Origin of the sequence: Pseudonocardia cypriaca (assembly GCF_006717045.1) — a bacterium.
GTDB classification, from domain to species: domain Bacteria; phylum Actinomycetota; class Actinomycetes; order Mycobacteriales; family Pseudonocardiaceae; genus Pseudonocardia; species Pseudonocardia cypriaca.
This window is the reverse complement of the sequence record NZ_VFPH01000001.1, coordinates 56,246-76,003: the sequence shown is the minus strand read 5'-3', so window position 1 is coordinate 76,003 and position 19,758 is coordinate 56,246. Positions and strand designations below refer to the sequence as shown.

The 19,758-nt window shown below is 73.0% G+C and carries 17 protein-coding genes and 1 pseudogene; 4 read left to right on the top strand and 14 right to left on the bottom strand.

The genetic code is table 11. From position 1 onward, the window contains the following. Positions 1-46 precede the first annotated feature (46 nt). Positions 47-226 carry a hypothetical protein gene (locus tag FB388_RS00370; protein ID WP_142095474.1) on the top strand — a complete coding sequence of 60 codons (180 nt, stop codon included), beginning with the start codon at positions 47-49 and terminating at the stop codon, positions 224-226. Here the strand turns inward: FB388_RS00370 and FB388_RS00365 are convergent. Next, positions 215-592, bottom strand: coding sequence for an HAD-IA family hydrolase (locus FB388_RS00365; RefSeq protein ID WP_142095472.1), 378 nt, complete (start codon positions 590-592; stop codon positions 215-217). The two genes, FB388_RS00370 and FB388_RS00365, sit on opposite strands and share 12 nt — an antisense overlap. 234 nt (positions 593-826) lie before the next feature. Between FB388_RS00365 and FB388_RS39160 the strand changes: the two genes are divergently transcribed. Next, positions 827-991: a hypothetical protein gene (locus tag FB388_RS39160; RefSeq protein WP_170225415.1), complete on the top strand. Its 165-nt coding sequence runs from the start codon at positions 827-829 to the stop codon at positions 989-991. A 20-nt stretch (positions 992-1,011) separates the two neighbouring features. Here FB388_RS39160 and FB388_RS00360 read toward each other — a convergent pair whose 3' ends face one another. Further along, positions 1,012-1,443 (bottom strand): MarR family winged helix-turn-helix transcriptional regulator, encoded by a 432-nt coding sequence (locus tag FB388_RS00360; RefSeq protein ID WP_170225414.1) that lies wholly within the window; start codon positions 1,441-1,443, stop codon positions 1,012-1,014. 40 nt (positions 1,444-1,483) lie between these two features. Between FB388_RS00360 and FB388_RS40150 the strand changes: the two are divergent. Further along, positions 1,484-1,984 (top strand): annotated as a pseudogene (locus tag FB388_RS40150) (Rv3235 family protein); the annotation flags it as partial. A 125-nt stretch (positions 1,985-2,109) separates the two neighbouring features. Here FB388_RS40150 and secA read toward each other — a convergent pair. From secA to ahcY, 12 genes are all read right to left on the bottom strand, one after another. Beyond that, a complete protein-coding gene (secA, locus tag FB388_RS00355) occupies positions 2,110-5,112 on the bottom strand; it encodes a preprotein translocase subunit SecA (protein ID WP_142095468.1) in 3,003 nt (1,000 codons plus the stop codon). Positions 5,113-5,289: 177 nt separating this feature from the next. After that, positions 5,290-5,961, bottom strand: a complete 672-nt coding sequence (hpf, locus tag FB388_RS00350) for a ribosome hibernation-promoting factor, HPF/YfiA family (RefSeq protein WP_142095466.1) — start codon at positions 5,959-5,961, stop codon at positions 5,290-5,292. 213 nt (positions 5,962-6,174) lie between these two features. After that, complete coding sequence (locus FB388_RS00345; protein ID WP_211361699.1) at positions 6,175-6,855, bottom strand: ComF family protein; 681 nt, start codon at positions 6,853-6,855, stop codon at positions 6,175-6,177. Positions 6,856-7,041: 186 nt separating this feature from the next. Next, positions 7,042-8,772 (bottom strand): LpqB family beta-propeller domain-containing protein, encoded by a 1,731-nt coding sequence (locus tag FB388_RS00340; RefSeq protein WP_142095464.1) that lies wholly within the window; start codon positions 8,770-8,772, stop codon positions 7,042-7,044. Then, positions 8,769-10,466 (bottom strand): MtrAB system histidine kinase MtrB, encoded by a 1,698-nt coding sequence (mtrB, locus tag FB388_RS00335; protein WP_142095462.1) that lies wholly within the window; start codon positions 10,464-10,466, stop codon positions 8,769-8,771. The genes FB388_RS00340 and mtrB overlap by 4 nt, the downstream gene beginning before the upstream one ends. A gap of 10 nt (positions 10,467-10,476) precedes the next feature. Next, positions 10,477-11,154, bottom strand: a complete 678-nt coding sequence (mtrA, locus tag FB388_RS00330) for an MtrAB system response regulator MtrA (RefSeq protein WP_142095460.1) — start codon at positions 11,152-11,154, stop codon at positions 10,477-10,479. Positions 11,155-11,262: 108 nt separating this feature from the next. Then, positions 11,263-11,904: a dTMP kinase gene (locus FB388_RS00325; protein ID WP_142095458.1), complete on the bottom strand. Its 642-nt coding sequence runs from the start codon at positions 11,902-11,904 to the stop codon at positions 11,263-11,265. Positions 11,905-11,982: 78 nt separating this feature from the next. Continuing rightward, positions 11,983-14,052, bottom strand: coding sequence for an iron ABC transporter permease (locus FB388_RS00320; RefSeq protein ID WP_246121417.1), 2,070 nt, complete (start codon positions 14,050-14,052; stop codon positions 11,983-11,985). A 2-nt stretch (positions 14,053-14,054) separates the two neighbouring features. Continuing rightward, complete coding sequence (locus FB388_RS00315; RefSeq protein WP_142095454.1) at positions 14,055-15,044, bottom strand: iron-siderophore ABC transporter substrate-binding protein; 990 nt, start codon at positions 15,042-15,044, stop codon at positions 14,055-14,057. Further along, on the bottom strand, positions 15,041-15,880 hold the full coding sequence (locus tag FB388_RS00310; RefSeq protein WP_142095452.1) for an ABC transporter ATP-binding protein: 840 nt from the start codon (positions 15,878-15,880) through the stop codon (positions 15,041-15,043). The genes FB388_RS00315 and FB388_RS00310 overlap by 4 nt, the downstream gene beginning before the upstream one ends. A gap of 797 nt (positions 15,881-16,677) precedes the next feature. After that, complete coding sequence (locus FB388_RS00305; RefSeq protein WP_246121415.1) at positions 16,678-17,130, bottom strand: NUDIX domain-containing protein; 453 nt, start codon at positions 17,128-17,130, stop codon at positions 16,678-16,680. A gap of 113 nt (positions 17,131-17,243) precedes the next feature. Further along, a complete protein-coding gene (gene ahcY / locus FB388_RS00300) occupies positions 17,244-18,743 on the bottom strand; it encodes an adenosylhomocysteinase (RefSeq protein ID WP_142095450.1) in 1,500 nt (499 codons plus the stop codon). Between the two features lie 274 nt (positions 18,744-19,017). Here ahcY and FB388_RS00295 point away from each other — a divergent pair, with 274 nt between their 5' ends. Beyond that, on the top strand, positions 19,018-19,743 hold the full coding sequence (locus FB388_RS00295) for a (Fe-S)-binding protein (protein WP_142095448.1): 726 nt from the start codon (positions 19,018-19,020) through the stop codon (positions 19,741-19,743). Positions 19,744-19,758: the final 15 nt, after the last annotated feature.

Sequence of the window (19,758 nt, the reverse complement as noted above, 5' to 3'; positions counted from 1 at the left end):
CTGATCAGGTCGTTTGGGGCCGGGCCGCTCCGGAGACTCCTCCCGCATGGGAGACGAGCGCGAGGAACGGTCCGCCCCCGGCGAGGAAGGCTTCCTCGAGAACATCCTGCGCGACGCCACGACCAGCGGCACCGGGGACGACCCGGCGCCGCCGGACGAGCCCCAGGCCGCCGCCATGCCGCGCCGCGGTGACGGACCGGACGACGACGAGGGCTCAGACCGGTAGGTCGAACAGGGCCTCCACCTCGGCGATCGTGGCCGCTTCTTCGTGGTGGTGCACCACCACCGCGCCCGCGGCGCGGGCGCCGCGCACGTTGCGCGCGTGGTCGTCGACCACCACGCAGCCGGTGACGGCCACCCCGAGCCGGGCGGCCACCTGCCGGTACAGCTCCGGATCCGGCTTCCGAACGCCCAGCGCGGCGCCGAGCACCACCAGGTCGAACGCGGCGGCGCAGTCCTCCGGCACCGTCTCCGCGTCGGTCACGAGCGCGGTGGGCACCCCGGCAGAGCGCACCCGTCGGACCACGTCGAGCAGCTGCGGCCCGTCGGTGAGCACCCCCGCGTAGTCCATCACCAGCGCCCGCAGTGCCATGCGCTCGACCGTCGCACACCGACTTCGCCCCGCACGCACCGACTGCACGGCGTGAGCTACGGCCCGGTCGTGGAGCCGGCGCCGTCCCGGCTGGTGCTCGACGCCGGGCGTGCTCGACCGGGGCCACGGAACCGGTGATCAGGGCACCTGCCCGGCAGCCCGCTGGCAACGGCATGGCAGCGAAGGGCTGGACGATCGCGGTGACCGCCGCGTTCGTGCCATCGGAGGATCTAGATGCAGCCCACGGTCTGGGAGATCGTGCTCCAGTACTGGACCGTCACCACCTTCCTCCCGGCGATCCTCACCCTCATCGCTGCGCTCGCATTCATCACACGGATCATCGATCGCGCCGAGGACCGGCGTCGGACCGATGGTCACGGCCCAGGACGCGCTCGTTGAGGAGCTCGCCGCAACCGGTGTCACGGCGCGGCGCGGTCCACCGCCTCCAGCACGTCGAGCAGGTGGGCGCGGATCAGCTCGACCTGCTCGCCGGACGGCGTGGGCAGGCGGGCCACCGCGTCCGTGACACCCGCTGAAGCCTCGGCGTACCGCTGCCTGCCCCGCTCGGTGATCGAGACCCGCACGACCCGGCGGTCGGAGCCGTCCCGCACGCGCGTGAGCGCTCCCGCCCCTTCCAGCGCGTCGAGGACCGGGGTGAGCGTGGCGGGGGCGAGCCGGAGGGCGCCTGCCAGGTCGCGGTGCGACACCTCGTCGAGCTCGACGAGCGCACCGAGCACATCGAGGGCGGTGGCGCTCAGCCCGTGGGCGGCGGCCACCCTCCGCGTGAACCGCTGCACGGCCAGCCCGGTGCGTACGAGCAGCCGGTCGAGCGGCTCGGTCGCCGGATCCACGCCGCGACGGTACGACGGCGACGATGCGCGCACGTACCGTATGGATGCGAAGCAACTCGTTCGGCCCTCGCGAGCAGCTCGCGGCCGGGACGATCGCGCCATGACGATCGCCCCGCCCGACCCGGCCGCCGATCCCATCCGGCCCCGCCTGCGACCGGTCCACTACGAGCCGGGACCCGGCGAGGCACCGGTTCGCGCCGGGCTGGCCGTACCGCACCTGCACGAGCGCGCGTCGAGCGCGGCGCGCGAGTTCGTCGAGGCGCACCACGGCGTCACCCGGATCCTGCGCCTCGCCATCGAGGTGCTCGGCGGCAGGCGCTCACCCCTCCAGCTCGAGCCGTACTTCGCGCCCGAACCCCTGCGCTACTGGCGGGCCATCCCGGGTCGACGCCTCACCAAGGCGCCGATCCGGCGCGGCCGGATGCGGCTGTGCATGCCCCGATCAGGCGTAGCCGAGATCGCCGTGCCGTGCGAGATCGACGGCGCCGTGCGCGCACTCGCCGCCCGGTTCGAGCGCACCGACGGTCGGTGGCGGTGCACCGCGGTGCGGTTGCTCGGCGCGCCACGCGAACCCCGCCGCGCACAGGCCACGGCCGCCCGTCCGGTGCGGAAGCGGCCGGATCCGGCCGCTTCCGCACCGGACCGACGATCAGGCGCTCGGGCCGCTCAGGGACGCGCCGCGGTGGGCGAGCCGTGGCACTGCTTGTACTTGCGCCCCGAACCGCACGGGCACGGCCGGTTGCGTGACGGCTCGGCCGTGCCGGCCGCCGTGGACTCGCCCCGGCTGCCGTCGCGCCCGCCCGCACCGGGCCGGGTGCGGGCGGTGCCGCCGTCCTCCGTCGGGCCGCTGTAGCGCAGCTCGGTGGGCCGGGAACCGCGGAACGCCGCCGGGAGCACGCTGCCGGGGCCCGTGGGGTCGCCACCACCCGGCGCCGCGTGCCGGCCGCCCACGGCCTGCGCAGGTGCGCGACGCGCGGCGGGCGGGGCCTCCTGGGCGGGAGCGGCGCCGGCCGGCTTGGCGGCCGCCGGCTGGGCCGCCGCTGCGCTCTCGGCGGCCGGAGCGGCCTGCGCAGGTGGCACGGCCTGCACGGTGGCGTTGAACAGGTAGCCGACCGTCTCCTCCTTGATGCCCTCCGACATCGCCTGGAACATGTCGAAGCCCTCGCGCTGGTACTCGATCAGCGGGTCGCGCTGCGCCATGGCCCGCAGGCCGATGCCCTCCTTGAGGTAGTCCATCTCGTAGAGGTGCTCGCGCCACTTGCGGTCGATCACCGTGAGCAGGACCTGCCGCTCCAGCTCGCGCATCCCGCCGAGCGGGGCGATGAGCTGGTCGACCTCGGCCTCCCGCCGCGCGTACGCCTCGCGGGCGTCGGCGAGGATCGCCTCGTACAGGCTCTCCTTCGTGAGGTCCTCGACCGCGTCCTCGTCGTCGCCCGCGAGATCCTGCCAGCGGATGCCGATGGGGTAGACGGTGGTGCGCAGGGCCGTCCAGAGCTTCTCGAAGTCCCAGTCCTCGGCGTAGCCCTCGGCGGTGGCGCCGTCGACGTACGCCCGGATCACGTCCTCGAGCATGTGCTCGATCTGCGACTGGATGTTCTCGCCGTCGAGGACGCGGCGCCGCTCCTCGTAGATGACGGTGCGCTGCTTGTTGAGCACCTCGTCGTACTTGAGGACGTTCTTGCGGATCTCGAAGTTCTGCTGCTCGACCTGGGTCTGGGCGCTGCGGATGGCCTTGGTGACCATGCCCGCCTCGATCGGGACGTCGTCGGGCAGGTTGAACCGGTTCATGATCGACTCGACCAGCTGGCCGTTGAAGCGGCGCATCAGGTCGTCGCCGAGCGAGAGGTAGAACCGCGACTCGCCCGGGTCGCCCTGGCGGCCCGACCGGCCGCGCAGCTGGTTGTCGATGCGCCGCGACTCGTGCCGCTCGGTGCCGAGCACGTAGAGCCCGCCCGCCGCCTTGACCTCCTCGGCCTCCTCGGCGACCTGCTCCTCCATCGTCCTGAGCGTCTTCTCCCAGGCCGCCTCGTACTCCTCGCGCGTCTCGACCGGGTCGAGCCCACGGCGGCGCAGCTCGAGGTCGGCGAGGAACTCCGGGTTGCCGCCGAGCATGATGTCGGTACCACGACCGGCCATGTTCGTGGCCACCGTGACGGCGCCCGCGTGCCCGGCCTGCGCGACGATCGCCGCTTCCTTCTCGTGCTGCTTGGCGTTCAGCACGTTGTGCGGCACCTGCAGCCGCCGCAGCAGCCCCGACAGGTACTCCGACTTCTCCACGCTCGTGGTGCCGACCAGCACCGGCTGGCCCGCGCGGTACTTGTCGGCGATGTCGGCGGCGACAGCGTCGAACTTCGCCTCTTCGGTCTTGTAGATCAGGTCCGGCTGGTCCACGCGGATCATCGGCCGGTTGGTGGGGATCGACACCACGCCCAGCTTGTAGATCTGGTGCAGCTCGGCCGCCTCGGTCTGGGCGGTGCCCGTCATGCCCGAGAGCTTCGTGTAGAGCCGGAAGTAGTTCTGGAGGGTGATCGTGGCGAGCGTCTGGTTCTCGTTCTGGACCTGCACCTGTTCCTTGGCCTCGATGGCCTGGTGCATGCCCTCGTTGTAGCGCCGCCCCGCCAGCACGCGGCCGGTGAACTCGTCGACGATGAGGACCTGGCCGTCGCGGACGATGTAGTCCCGGTCCTTCTTGAACAGCTCCTTGGCCTTGAGCGCGTTGTTCAGGTACCCGACGAGCGGGGTGTTGGCCGCCTCGTACAGGTTGTCGATCCCGAGCTGGTCCTCGACGTGCTTCACGCCCTTGTCGGTGACACCGATCGTGCGCTTCTTCAGGTCGTACTCGTAGTCGTACTGCTGGATCTCGGCACTGCGCCGGTTCAGCTCCTGCGGCGAGAGCCCGGTGACGTCGTAGCCGCGCATGGCCACCCGCGCGGTGCCGCGGCCGTTGGCCATGTCGGCGAACGCCTGGTACCAGCGCGAGCTCGCCTCCGCGGGGCCGGAGATGATCAGCGGGGTGCGGGCCTCGTCGATCAGGATGGAGTCGGCCTCGTCGACGATGGCGAAGTTGTGCCCGCGCTGCACCATGTCGGCCTTCTTCCAGGCCATGTTGTCGCGCAGGTAGTCGAAGCCGAACTCGTTGTTGGTGCCGTAGGTGATGTCGGCCGCGTACTGCTCGCGCCGCACCGCGGGCGGCATCTCCGAGAGGATCACCCCGACCGTGAGGCCGAGGAAGCGGTGGATCCGCCCCATCTTCTCGGAGTCGCGCTTGGCCAGGTAGTCGTTGGTGGTGACGACGTGCACGCCGTCGCCGGACAGCGCGTTGAGGTAGACGGGGAACACCGACGTGAGGGTCTTGCCCTCACCGGTCTTCATCTCGGCGATGTTGCCGAGGTGCAGCGCCCCGCCACCCATGAGCTGGACGGGGTACGCCCGCTGCCCGAGCGTGCGGACCGCAGCCTCGCGCACCACCGCGAACGCCTCGAACATCATGTCGTCGAGCGACTCGCCGTCGCGGTAGCGCTCGCGGAACTCCTCGGTCTTCGCCCGCAGCTCGGCGTCGGTGAGCGCCTGCATCTCCGGCTCGAGATCATCGATCGCCTGGGCGTACTTCGCGAGCCGCTTCACCAGCTTGGTCTCGCCGGCGCGGAGCAGACGGTTCAACAGCGGCACGGATCGACCTCATTCGCCTTCGCGGACCAGTTCTCGCGTTCACGCAGCCCTGCCTGAGCTCGCGCTACCCCGACCAGGGTAGCGAAGCGGGGAGCCGCCACCGGAACAACGCCGAAGGGGCGGCCCGCGTTCCGGTCGGACGCGAGCCGCCCCTTCTGAGCGAACAGGAGATGCGGGCTAGTGCTCCAGGCGGATCATCCCGTAGTCGTAGCCCTTGCGCCGGTAGACGACGCACGGCTGGCCGCTGTCGACGTCGGCGAACAGGTAGAAGTCGTGTCCGACGAGCTCCATCCGGGACAGCGCGTCGTCGACGGTCATCGGCTTGGCCGGGTGCACCTTCTCCCGGACGATGCGGCCCGGGATCGCCTCGGGCAGGTCCTCGTCGTGGATGCGCGGGCCGGGGATGTCGACGTCGATCGTGTCGTCGGCGCGGAGGTCGGCCCCGTCGTCCATCCGGTCGTCCGCGCGGTCGTCGGCCGAGACGGCCAGGTCGTCGAGCACCGCGGTGGCGGCGCCACGGGCCGCCATCACGCGGGCGCGCTTGCCGGTGACGCGACGGCGGTCGTGCGAGCGGCGCAGCCGCGCCTCGAGCTTGCCGACCGCGGCGTCCAGTGCGGCGTAGAAGTCCTGCGCGCAGGCCTCGGCTCTCGCGACGGGCCCGCACCCCCTGCCGGTGATCTCGACGCGCTGGCAGTTCTTGAGCTGGCGGCGGTTGCGCTCGTGGAAGAGCTCGACCTCCATGCCCACGATCTTGTGGTCGTACCGCTCAAGTCGACCGATCTTCTCGGCCACATGGACCCGGAAGTGGTCTGGGACCTCGACGTTCCGGCCGGTGACAACGATCTCCACGCAGACTTCCCTCGCTCTCAGTATCGCTCTGGGCGTCGGGTTGACGTTGCTGGGTCGCCGGGGACTGCCCACCCCCGGCGCTCGATCGGATCCTCCTGATGGGTGCCTCGGTGGGATGCGGAGCACGGTAACGCGCATCACGGTTCGGCAACAGCCCTCTGAACGCAGAGTGCCCGAGCCGGGTGGATTCGGCGTCGAGTTGGTTCCGCCGGCTCACCGCCGGGGGTACGATTGCGCGCCGCCCGTGATCAACGGGCTGGTGGCGTCGCACAGCACGACCGCCGCTCCCACCCCGACATCGACGGTGGCGAGCGCGTCGTAGCAGGTCCGGAGGGTGGCGCCGGTCGTGACGACGTCGTCGACGAGCAGCACGGTGCCGGAACCGGGCAGCGCGGCGGGGCGCACGCGCACCCGACCGGCGAGGTTGGCGGCCCGCTGCTCCGCGTCGAGCCCCACCGAGTCGCGGGCCCCGCTGCCCAGCCGCAACGGCCGCGCGACCCGCACCCCGGGCCGTCGCGCCGCGACCGCTCGGCACAGCCGTGCGACGTGGTCGCCGCCGCGCGCCCGCGCCGCGGCCGGGCGCGACGGGGCCGGCACGAGCCACACGGGCGACGGCCCGACCGCCTCGTCGACCGCGGCCGTGAGCAGCACCCCGAGCGGCCCCGCGATGTTCCGCCTGCCGCGTTCCTTGTAACGGAGCAATGCCGAACGCAGCGGCCCGGTGTACCGTCCGACGGCGAGCACGACCGGCCCGCCCGACAGGGGTGGCCGCGTCGGTGGGCCCAGCTGTGCGCGGCACTGCGGGCACCACGGCTGCACGGGCGCACCACACCCCGCGCAGTCCCCCGGCAGCACGAGATCGACCAGCGCCGCCGCCATCCCCCGCACGTCCACGAGACCAGCATCGCGGCCACTCCCGTCACCCGGGCCCGGCCGAACCCGAGTTGTCCACAACCGCGGCCGTCACCGCGACTCGCGCGCACCCAGGCCCCGACTCGCGCGCACTCACAGCGCGACTCGCGGAAGGGGGTCAGAGACCCTCCGCGAGTCGCGGGTTCAGTGCACCCGAGTCGCTGCGCGTCAGCCCGGGTAGAGGGGGACGGCGTCGGGGGCGCCCCCGAGCACCTGGCGCCATGCGACCTGGTCGCCGCCGCCGAAGCTCCAGACCCCGGTCTGGTCGGTGACCCACAGGGGGCGGTTGGCCGCCGCCGCGATCGCGGTGAGCGGCGCGGTGAGGTTGTTGCTCACGATCTGCTGGACGACGAGGCCGTCGACGGTGACCTGCCCGACCAGCATCTCGGGGCTGCGGGTGATCGCGACGATCGACTCGGGGGAGCGCCAGTCCGCCGCCACGACCGCCCCCAGGTCGTCGGAGCGCAGCCTCCGGACGTTGCGGATCGCGACCTCGCCGTCGATGGTGCGGGCGATCGCACCGGTGTAGAGGCCACCGCCGACGACGGCGACGACGCGCACGCCGTCCCGCGACAGCCGCAGGTCCGCGATCGGTCCGACCGCGGCGAGCTCGTCGGCGTTGACGCGGCCGGTCCGGGGCGGCGCCGTGTTGTCGACGAGCACCCTGGCGACGACCGCGGAGTCCAGCACGGTCCAGACCTCGCCGCCGGTGGGTGTCCAGGACGGCCTGGTCATCGTGCCCGCGGTGAGCGGGACCGCCGTGACACCACCGGCGGCGCCGTTGCCGACGAGCAGCGTGCGCTGCGCACCGATGTGGGCCACGGCGGCGAGCCGCCTCCCGTCGACGGTGGATGCCGCCGACTCCACGTCGTAGGAACCGTCGCCGAGCACGCCGGGGAGCGGGACGCTCGGTTCCGGGCCGCTGAGCTGGCGCACCCGCCCACCGGCCACGACGAGCCCCGGCACGTCGGCGCCCGGCTCGATCTCGGCCGACAGCGCGGCGACGTCCTCGCGGGTGAGGTCCTGCCGGTCGGGCAGGAGCGGCTCGCCGTCCGCCAGCAGCCGGACGCGCCCGACGTTCACCTCGGACAGCGACAACACCACCTGGGCGGCGAGCAGCTGGCGGGACGACTCGTCGAGGTCGCCGAGGCGGGTGAGGTCGACGACCACGGCGCCGTCGTCGGTCGTCGTCAGGTTCGAACGCAGCTGCGCGCCGGGCGGGAGCAGCGAGACGGCCGCGCCGGTGAGCGCCCCGGACGGCCCGGCGAGCAGCAGCTCCATCACGCGCGCGGCCTGGGCGCGCGCCGGGACGCTCGGCACGTGGCGCACGTCGGCGATCGCGAGCCTGCGCACCGGGTCGACGAACCAGGTGCGCACCGGCTTGTAGTTGTCCCGGAAGACCGAGAGCGGCACGACGACACCGGGCGGGAGCTGGGAGATCCGCCACTGGCCGTCGCGGCGCACGACGGTGACGTCCTGCTGGAACATCGCCTGCCCGGGCTCGAACGATCCCGAGGAGGTGAGGCGCCCGATCGCCGTGCCGCGGATCCGGATCGTGGTGGTGTCCGAGCCCGGGTTGGCCGCGCCGGGGGCGGGGACGGTGTCGAACTGCCCGTCGAGCACGGTGAGGCCCGCCGAGTCGTCCCACCCCTCGGCGTCGGCGGAGAGGAACCGGCGGGCCGCGCCGTGCCGCTCGGTGCTGCTGCCCGAGGCGAACACGAAGTCGCGCACCAGGTCGAGCGGGTTGCTACCGGCGACCGGGCCGGGCGGCACGAGCGCGTCCTCGCCGCCCCCGACCTGGCGCAGCACCTGCACCGGTGAGCTCTCGGGCACGCTCGCGCACCCGGCCAGCGCGGCGAGCGCGAGCAGGAGGGCCGGCACGAGCGCAGCGCGGTTCACGTCCCCTCCTGCAGGTAGGGGTCGGGCCGCGCGGGCACGGTGGTGGTCGTGCGGGCGCGCGGCGGGGTGGGAACCGAGGCCGGCTCGGCGATCGGGGCCGACGGCTCGTCGGGTCCGAGCGGCAGTGGGCTCGCCTCGACGACGTCTCCGACGTTGCGCGGCAGCGTCAGCCGGAACGCGGCGCCCTTCCCGATCTCGCCCCACGCCTGCAACCACCCGCCGTGCAGGCGGGCGTCCTCGATGGCGATGGAGAGCCCCAGCCCGCTGCCGCCGCTGCGCCGGGCCCTCGACTCCTCGGCGCGCCAGAACCGGTTGAACACCAGGCCGGCCTCGCCGGGCCGCAGACCGACACCCTGGTCGCGCACGAGCACCGCGACGGCCCGCTCGTCGGCGCGGAGCACGACGCGGACCGGCTTGCCCTCGCTGTGGTCGATCGCGTTGGCGACGAGGTTGCGCACGATCCGCTCCACGCGACGCGGGTCGACCTCGGCGGGCACGCCGACCGGCAGGTCCAGCTCCAGCGGGGTGCCCGTCTCGTCGGCGATGCCGCGGACCGCCTCGACGGCCCGGTTGACGACCCCGTGCATGTCGACGCGCTCGGCCCCCAGTTCCGCGACGCCCGCGTCCAACCTGCTGATCTCGAGCAGGTCCGCGAGCAGCGCCTCGAACCGGTCCAGCTCCGCGACGAGCAGCTCCGAGCTGCGCCGCAGCGCCGGCACCATCTCCTCCCGCGAGGCGTGCAGCACGTCCGCGGCCATCCGCACGGTGGTGAGCGGAGTGCGCAGCTCGTGACTCACGTCGGAGGTGAACCGCCGCTGCAGCGCGCCGAACTCCTCCAGCTGGCGGATCTGGCTCTGGATGCTGCTCGCCATCTCGTTGTAGGACTCGGCGAGCCGGGCGACCTCGTCCTCGCCCTGCACGGGCATCCGCTCGTCGAGGTGACCGTCGGCGAACCGTTCCGCGATCTCGGCGGCCTGCCGCACCGGCCGCACGACCTGCCGCGTGACGATGCCCGCGATGCCGGCGAGCAGCAGCAGGAGCACCAGCCCGCCCACGATCAGCGTGCTCTGCACCGTCCCGAGCGTGCGTTGCTCGGCGGTGAGCGGGAACAGCAGGTAGAACTCCAGGTCACCGACGGCCGTGCGCACCGGCTGCCCGACGACGAGCGTCGGGACCTCGACACCCTGCTCGGTGAGGGTGGTCGTGTACTGGTTGGAGAGCGTGCCCGCCGCCACCGCCTCGCGCAGGGTCGCCGGGACGTCCTCGACAGGGCCTGCGGCCACCTGAGCGCCCGCGTCCCGCGCGCTCGTGGTGAGCACCGCCCGGAACTCGCCCGCCGTGGCCGGCTGGTCCTCAGCGGAGCTCGCATTCGTCAACCGGTCGAGGGCGTTGTTGAGCTCGCCCTGCGCACCCTCGCGGTCCGGGTCGACGCCTGCGAGGTCCCCCTCCAGGAGCACCGCGCCGGTCTCCGTGCGCACCCGGGCGTCGGCCTCCTTGGCCTGCAGCAGCCGCTGCGCGATCTGCGTCTGCAGCACGAGGCCGAGCACCAGCACGACAGCAGTCGACAGCGCCAGCGTGCTGATCACGACCCGCATCTGCAGCGAGCGGCGCCACGCCTGGTTCCACGCCTCGGTCAGCTCCGCGATCAGCTGCCGGCTGGGAGCGAGGCCACGGCGAACCCGCCGAATGATCATGGCCGGGTGGTCACGGCGGTCCCGCCTTGTACCCGACGCCGCGGACCGTCAACACGACCTCGGGGTGCTCGGGATCGCGCTCGACCTTCGACCGCAGCCGCTGCACGTGGACGTTCACCAGCCGCGTGTCGGCCGCGTGCCGGTACCCCCACACCTGCTCGAGCAGGACCTCGCGCGTGAACACCTGCCGCGGCTTGCGCGCCAGCGCCACGAGCAGGTCGAACTCCAGCGGGGTGAGCGCGATCTGCTGGCCGTCGCGCACGACCTGGTGCGCAGGCACGTCGATGGTGACGTCGCCGATCGCGAGCTGCTCGGCCGGCTCGGCCTCGGTGCGCCGGACCCGGGCCCGGATGCGCGCCACCAGCTCCTTCGGCTTGAACGGCTTCACGACGTAGTCGTCGGCGCCCGACTCCAGGCCGAGCACGATGTCGACGGTGTCGCTCTTGGCGGTCAGCATCACGATCGGCACCCCGGACTCGGACCGGATGGCGCGGCACACGTCGATGCCGTTCATGCCGGGGAGCATCAGGTCGAGCAGCACGACGTCGGGCCGCAGCTCCCGGACGGCCGGAAGGGCCCGGGTGCCGTCGGCGACCACTGCGGTGTCGAACCCCTCGCCCCGCAACACGATCGTCAACATCTCGGCAAGCGCCGGGTCGTCGTCGACCACCAGAACGCGCGACTTCATGAGCGCAGCATCCCACTACGGATCGCGCGCCCGCCTCGGACCCGCGGTTTCGGCCGAACTGCACCCCTCCGGGCGCACGTTCACCTGGCCCGGACCGGTGCCCCGGACCTACCCGAGTAGCTGAGCGGCGAGCGCGTCGGCATCGATGGAGGCGCTGCCGTCCAGCACCGTCCACTCCGACAGCCAGGACGAGGCCGCGAGCTGCGCGTACGCCACAGCCGTGCGTTCCTGGAGGTCCGCGTCCGACTCGTAGGCGTCCCGCTCCCGGCCCTCCTCGGTGCGCTCCCGGTGCGCGGCCCGCTGCGCCGCCACCTCGCGCGGCACGGCGAGCAGCAGCTGGTGGTCCGGTACCGGCACCCCGAACCGCTCCACCTCCAGCTCCCGCACCCAGCTCGCGAACTCGCCGTCGCCGGGCTGGTGCAGGCGCGCGGCGTTGTACGCGGCGTTGGAGGCGATGTAGCGGTCGATCAGCACGACGTCGTGCGCCTCGCGAGCGGCCCGCAGCTCCGGCGCGGCTGCGCGGCGGTCCAGCGCGAAGAGCAGCGCCATCCCGTGCACGGACGCGGCCAGGTCGCCGTGGCGGCCGTAGAGGGCCTCGCGGGCCAGCTCGGCGTGCACGTCGGAGTCGTAGCGGGGGAACGCGAAGCGGGCGACCCGCGCACCCTTGGCGGCGAGCGCCGCGCACAGCGCGTCGGACAGCGTGCGCTTGCCGGCCCCGTCCAGCCCTTCAACGACGATCAGCCGCCCCATGGCGGGCATCATCCCCGCCCGGCCGCCGCGACCCGCGGGCGGGCGACGCGGAGGGCCGGCGAGCCCCGGCCGCTCTGATCAGCCGGTGAACATCCGGGACCGCCACAGGAGCCACGCGAAGTACGGCGTGCCGATGAGCGCCGTGAGGGTGCCCGCCGGCAGCTGGGCGGGTGCGATGACGGTGCGCCCGAGGACGTCGGCCAGGCACACCAGCAGGCCCCCGAGCATCGCGGCGACCGGCAGCACCCGCGCGTGCCGGGACCCGACCAGCGCCCGCGCGGCGTGCGGGGCCACGAGCCCCACGAAGGCGAGCAGCCCGATGGCCGAGACCGCGGTGGCCGTGAGCACGGCCGCGGTGGCGAGCAGCGCCAGCCGGGCCCTCCCGAGCGCGATGCCCAGCACGCGGGGCGTGTCCTCGTCGAGGGCGAGGAGGTCGAGCTCGTCGCGGACGCGGACGAACGCGGCCCCGGCGAGCAGCAGCACGGCGGCGACCGGGATCACCTGCGGGAAGGTCCGCCCGTACGTCGAGCCGGAGAGCCAGGTGAGGGCCTTCGCCTCGTTCCACGGGTCGGTGAACACGATCATGAGCGTGATCAGGGCCATCGAGCCGTAGGAGACCCCGACCCCGACCAGCACGAGCCGGTCGGTGGCCAGCCCGCCGCGGGCGGCGAGGCCGAACACCAGCGCCGATGCCAGCAGCGCGCCGAGAGCGGCGCTGCCGGAGAGCGTCCAGACGCCGACGGCAGGCGCGATCGTGATCACCGCGACCGCCGCGACGCCCGCCCCGCCGCTCACCCCGAGCAGCGCCGGCTCGGCGAGCGGGTTGCGGCACACCGACTGCACCACCGCGCCTGCGACGGCCAGCGCCGCGCCTGCGAGCAGCGCGGCGAGCACCCGCGGAACCCGCGCGTCCAGCACGAACGTGGTGACGGGTCCGGCGCGGCCGGCGAGCCAGTTCGCGACGTCGCCCATGAGCAGGAACGCGTCGCCGAACAGGAGGCTCCCCGCCGCGGTGGCGCAGGTGAGCGCGACGGTCACGGCCGTGACGAGCAGGAAGGTCCGGCGCCCGCGCAGGCGTCCGGAGCGGGCGGCCGGTGCCTGGCGCACCGGGCCCGAGTCGCGGAACCGGCGGGCCACCGCCACCAGCACGACCGCCCCGAAGAGGGTGGTCACGACCCCCGTCGGCACCTCGACACCGCCCTGCCCGCCCAGCAGGAGCCGGACCAGCACGTCGGCGGCGAGCACCACGCCGATGCCGGCGAGCGCTGACATCGGCACGAGCACCCGGTGCCGGTACAGGCCGGGCACGAGCGGCGCGACCAGCCGGACGGCTGCCGGGGCGCAGAGCCCGACGAACCCGACCGGACCCGCGACCGTCACGGCCGCGGCCGCCAGCAGCACGGTGAGCACCGCCACCACGACCCGCGTGCGGCGCACCGGTACGCCCAGCACCACTGCGGTGTCGTCGCCGAGGCCGAGCACGTCGAGCCGCCTGCCGAGCGCGACGAGCCCGGCGATCCCGAGCAGTACCACCGGGGCCATCCGGGCCACCGAGCCGAAGCCGATCTGCGCGAGCTGGCCGCTGCCCCACGCGTACAGCCCGGTTGTCTCCTCGGTGAACAGCAGGATCAGCACGCTGACCAGCGCGAAGAGGGCGAGCGACACCGCCGACCCGGCCAGGACGAGGCGGGTCGGCCCGGTCCCGCCGCCGGACATGCCGAACACGAGCGCGGCAGCGGCCAGCCCGCCCGCGAACGCCAGCAGGGCCGACGCCTCCACCGGCACCACCAGCCCGAACGCCGCGCAGGCGACGATCACGAGGTGCGCGCCCGCGTTGACTGCGAGGGTGTCCGGTGCCGCGAGGGCGTTGCGGGTGATCGACTGGAGACCGGCACCGGCGGCTCCGAGCGCGGCTCCCACGACGACACCGGCCAGCAGCCGCGGCATCCGCGAGGCCACGAGCACCGCCGCTGTCCGGTCCGATCCGGCTCCCGTGAGCAGCGCGATCAGGTCCGCGGCGGACACGCTGGACGTGCCCTGCGTGAGGTGCACCGCCGAGAGCACCAGGACGATCGCGACGCCGAGCGCGGCGACCACGGCCACGGTGACCCGTGAGGTCACCCGTGGCGCGAGGAGGACGTCCTGCACCGTCAACCGGCGAGCGCGACCGTGATCGCGTCGATGTACTGGCGCATCGACGCGGGCCCGCCGAACATCCAGATCCCGTCGGGCAGCCGCTCGACGTTCCCGGCCTGCACGAACGGCAGCGACTGCCAGACGGCGTTGCCGGCGAGCCCGTCGACGAACGGGTCGGGCCCTTCCACCTTGTTGGTCCAGTAGACGAACTCGACGTCGCCGAGCGTGGTGAGCCCCTCGACGTCGGTGGTGGCCGTGCCGTAGCTCTCGTCGCCCTTCATCGCCCACGCGTTGACCAGGCCCAGCTCGCGTGTCACCGTCCCGATCAGCGAGCCGTCGGTGAACGCGCGGATCGAGAGGCGGCCGCCGTCGAGGTAGCCGTCGGCGAAGGCGATCCGGCGCCCGGCCAGACCGGCCGCCGCGATCCGCTGCGCCCCGTCGGCGACGGCGGCGTCGAACCCGGCGAGCAGCTGCGCCGCCTGCGCCTGCTTCCCGGTGACCTGGGCGACCAGCTCCACGTTGCGGCGCATCTGGCCGACCGCGTCGGAGGCATCGGCGTCGCGCATGACGACGACGGGGGCGAACGCCTCGATCTGCGCGATCGCGCCCTCGTTCATGTCCGGGGTGGCGAACACGACGTCCGGCTGCAGCCTCGCGATCGTCTCGATGCTCGGCTCGCCGCGGACCCCGACGTCGGTGACGTCGGCGGTGAGCGGAGCGGCCTGCACCCAAGCCGAGTAGCCCGCGACGTCGGCGACGCCCACCGGCATCACACCGAGCGAGACGAGGTGCTCGACCAGTGCCCACTCGAGTCCCACCGCCCGGGTGACCGGCCCGTCGAAGGTGACCTGCTTGCCTCGGGCGTCGGTGACCGTGACCTGCGCGCCGCCCGCCGGAGCGGGGGACGCCGGCGCGCCGGCCGGCGCCTCGGTGGTACCGCACGCTGCGAGCACCAGCGCGGCCACGGCCGCACCAAGGGCGACGCGGATCCGCCGTCCTCTCATGCTGACTCCTTCTTGTGCCTGTTGGTGTGCCGGCCGACCGGCCGGATGCGCAGGAGCCCGGTGACCGGGTCGCGGTCGACCGCGACCTGGATCCCGTAGGCCTCGGTGAGCAGCTCGGGCGTGAGGACCGCTGCCGGCGGCCCGACCGCGCGCACGCGTCCACCCGCGAGCACCACGACCTCGTCGGCCACGGCGGCGGCCTGGTCGAGGTCGTGCAGGACCACGCCGACCGCGATGCCGGACTCGTCGGCGAGGTCGCGCACCAGGTCGAGGATCTCCACCTGGTAGCGCAGGTCGAGGTGGTTGGTGGGCTCGTCGAGCAGCAGCACGGCGGTGTCCTGGGCCAGGCAGCACGCGAGCCAGACCCGCTGCAGCTGCCCACCGGACAGCTCGTCGACCGGCCGGTCCGCCAGGTCGGCCACGCGGGTGAGCGCCATCGCGCGCTCGACAGCGGCCGGCCCTTCGGGATCGTCGCCGCGGAACCGCCCCCGATGGGGGTACCGGCCGAACCCGACGACGTCGTGCACCGACACCCCGGTCGGGACCGGGCGGCTCTGGGTGAGCAGGGTGACCCGGCGGGCGAACTCCCGCCGGGTGAGGGCGAGGGCGTCGACGGACGTGTCCCCGTCGAGGACGATCTCCCCGCGGTCCGGGCGGTGCAGCCGCGCGAGTGCGCGCAGGAGCGTGGACTTGCCGCTGCCGTTGGGGCCCACGAGGGCGGTGACCTGCCCGGCCCGGATGCATGCGCCGGCCGCGTGGACGACCTGGACGCCGTGGTAGCCGAGATCGAGGTCGGCGCCGCGGAGCGCTGTGGCGGTTCGCCCGGTCGTGAGCACGGCTTAGGATAGCCACACCTTGTTCGGACACGAGTGTTGGTGGCGCCGCCCGTCGCCCAGGCCCACCCCCAACCATGCCTTCGGTGGCGCCGCGCATCGTGCGGGGCCGCCCCTCACGCCTCAAGGGCGCTGCGCGTCGCTGCGCGATCGCTGGCGCGACCCTTGACCCGCGAGCCTCTACGACCCCTGAAGGCCCGCTTCGCGGGCAGGCCAGCAGCCTGCCCCTTCGGCGCGCGGCGCCACCGAAGGCCGGTCCGACCACCATGATCACGGCCTCGGCGCGAAAAGCCCCCAAGAACAGCCCGGAAACGCGCCGAACTGGCGATGATGGGCGGGACCGAGGACGCGGCCAGGCTGATCAGCGCGAGAAGCACTCCAGGGTCACCGGCGAAGCCGTCGTGTACTGCTCGGGGTGATCCGCAAGCTCCACGCGCCCGTTATCGGCCCACGCTGCCCGTCGACCGGTTGCGTGGACCGACAAGGGGTGCGCGAGCCCAAACCCGGTGCGCGACGGGCAAGAAGATCTCCGACACCGGCCTCCTGGCGGTGTCGCGCACCAAGGAGGGCAGGCCCATGGGCCTGCCCGCGAAGCTTGCCCTCAGGGGCCGCAGAGGCTCGCAGGTCAAGGGTCGCGCCAGCGATCGCGAAGCGACGCCGCAGGCGCCCTTGAGCTGTGAGGAGCGGCCCCGCACAATGCGCGGCGCCGCCAGGAGGCCCTGAGCAGGCAGACCCCGCGCAGGAGGCCCCACGACAGCGACGGCTGCAGACCCCGCCCGGCGAGCGACCCGACCACTAACCTAAGCGATGGCGCGGACCGTCTCCCACGTCGCCGCGAAGCCGGGGTGCAGCGGCAGGTCGTGGACCGACGCGGCGCGCACCCAGCGCACCTCGAGCGTCTCGGCGGTGAGCGCCGCGGGCAGCGCCGCCGTGCGGGCCTGGCCCACCACGGTGGTGTAGGACCACCCGCCGTGGTCGTCGACGTAGGTGCCGGTGATGTCGTAGGAGTCGGCGGCGAGACCGGCCTCCTCGGCCGCCTCGCGCTGCGCCGCCTGCTCCGGCGACTCCGCGCGGTTGCGGGCGCCGCCGAGCAGGCCCCAGGTGCCGCCGTAGTGGCTCCACAGCGCGCGGTGCTGCAGCAGGATGCACTCCCCGTGCCACAGCAGGAGCCCGGCCGCACCGAAGATGCCCCAGTGCTTGTGGCCGAGCGCGCAGTGGGTCCAGCCGTCGCCGTCGCCGCGAGGGAGCACCACGCCGACACACTATGTCGCGGCCGGGAGCACGGCGAGCCCGTGCGGCCCACGATGCAGCAGAGCCACCTCCACGCAACGAGGTCGCGTGGAAGTGGCTCTTCTGCGAACGGCGGTCAGTACCGGTAGTGCTCCGGCTTGAACGGGCCCTCGACGTCCACGCCGATGTACTCGGCCTGGTCCTTGGTCAGCTTCGTCAGCTCACCGCCCAGCGCCTCCACGTGGATCTTGGCGACCTTCTCGTCCAGGATCTTGGGGAGCCGGTAGACGTCCTTGTTGTACTCCTCGTGCTTGGTGAACAGCTCGATCTGCGCGATCACCTGGTTCGAGAAGCTGTTGGACATCACGAACGACGGGTGCCCGGTGGCGTTGCCCAGGTTCAGCAGCCTGCCCTCGGACAGCACGATGATCGAGTGCCCGTCCGGGAAGACCCACTCGTCGACCTGCGGCTTGATGTTGATCCGCCGGATCCCCGGGAAGCGGGCCAGGCCGGCGATGTCGATCTCGTTGTCGAAGTGCCCGACGTTGCCGATGATCGCCTGGTGCTTGGTGCGGGACATCAGCTCCGCCGACACGATGTCCTTGTTGCCGGTGGTCGTGATGATGATGTCCGCCTGGCCGACGACGTCCTCGAGGCGCGCCACCTGGAAGCCCTCCAGCAGCGCCTGCAGCGCGCAGATCGGGTCCACCTCGGTGACGATCACGCGGGCGCCCTGCCCCGCCAGGGCCTCCGCCGAGCCCTTGCCCACGTCGCCGAAGCCGCACACCACGGCGACCTTGCCGCCGATCAGCACGTCGGTGGCCCGGTTCAGCCCGTCGACCAGCGAGTGGCGGATGCCGTACTTGTTGTCGAACTTGCTCTTGGTGACCGAGTCGTTGACGTTGATCGCCGGGAACAGCAGCAGCCCCTGCTCCGCGAGCTGGTAGAGCCGGTGCACGCCGGTCGTGGTCTCCTCGGTGACGCCGCGGATGTCCGAGGCCACCGTGGTCCAGCGCTTCCCGTCCTCGGCGAGCGAGCGGCGCAGCGTGTCGAGGATGATCCGGTACTCGTCGGAGACGGTCAGGTCCTCGTCGTCGACCGTGGGGACGACGCCGGTCTTCTCGAACTCGACGCCCTTGTGCACGAGCAGGGTGGCGTCACCGCCGTCGTCAAGGATCATGTTCGGGCCGACGACGTTCCCGGCCTCGTCGGTGAACTTGAACAGCTGCTCGGTGCACCACCAGTACTCCTCGAGCGTCTCGCCCTTCCAGGCGAAGACGGGCACACCCCGCGGCTCCTCCGGGGTGCCGTGCGGCCCGACGACGATGGCCGCGGCCGCGTGGTCCTGCGTGGAGAAGATGTTGCAGGACACCCAGCGCACGTCGGCCCCGAGGGCGACGAGGGTCTCGATCAGCACCGCGGTCTGCACCGTCATGTGCAGCGAACCCGCGACCCGGGCGCCGTGCAGCGGGCGCGCCTCGGCGTACTCGCGCCGCAGCGCCATCAGGCCGGGCATCTCGTGCTCGGCGAGGCGGATCTCCTTGCGGCCGAACTCCGCCAGGCCCAGGTCGGCCACGGCGAAGTCGATGCCGTTGCGCTTCTGCAGCCTGCTGCTGATGTCGGCAGTGGCGGTCATGGGGTACTAACGCCTCCTCGTTGGGCTGGTGCGGCCGGCCACGTTACTGGTGCCCGGTCCGCTGATATCTCGAGGACGGCGAACGGAACACATACGCCCGCCCTCCCCGTGTGAGTGCAGGCGCCCTTGTTCCGTGTGCAATGGCCAGGTGATCGAGCGTGGCGGGCACCGAGGCCCGTCGCAGCGCCTCTCGACACCGACTTCGCGATTGCCCCTCCAGCATCCGAGCTCCCGCATGGACTGTCAACCGAGCCCGAGGACATAGGGTGGCGCGGTGAGGATCGCGCTGTTCCTGACGTGTCTGGGAGACGCGCTGCACCCCGAGGTCGGGCGGGCCACCGTCACGCTGCTGGAGCGGCTGGGGCACGAGGTCGTGTTCCCCACCGACCAGACCTGCTGTGGCCAGATGCACATCAACACCGGGTACCAGCGCGAGGCCCTGCCGCTCGTGCGCCACCACGTGGCCACCTTCGAGCCGTACGACGTGATCGTCGCCCCGTCCGGGTCCTGCGTGGGCTGCGTGCGCCACCAGCACGCGATGGTCGCCCGCGGCGCCCACGACGAGCGGCTCGCCGAGCGCGCCGACGCCGTGGCCGGGCGCACGTACGAGCTCTCCGAGCTGCTCGTGGACGTACTGGGCGTGGAGGACGTCGGCGCGTACTACCCGCACCGCGTGACCTACCACCCCACCTGCCACTCGTTGCGGATGCTGCGCGTGGCCGACAAGCCGCTGCGGCTGCTGCGCCACGTCCGCGGCATGACGCTGCTGGAGCTGCCCGAGTCCGACCAGTGCTGCGGGTTCGGCGGCACGTTCGCGCTGAAGAACGCCGACACGTCCACCGCGATGCTGGCCGACAAGATGCGCAACGTGCTGTCCACCGGGGCCGAGGTCGCCACGGCGGGCGACGCGTCCTGCCTCATGCACATCGGCGGCGGCCTGTCCCGGCTGCGCAGCGGCACCCGCACCGTCCACCTGGCCGAGATCCTGGCGAGCACGTGATCAACACCCGCGAGA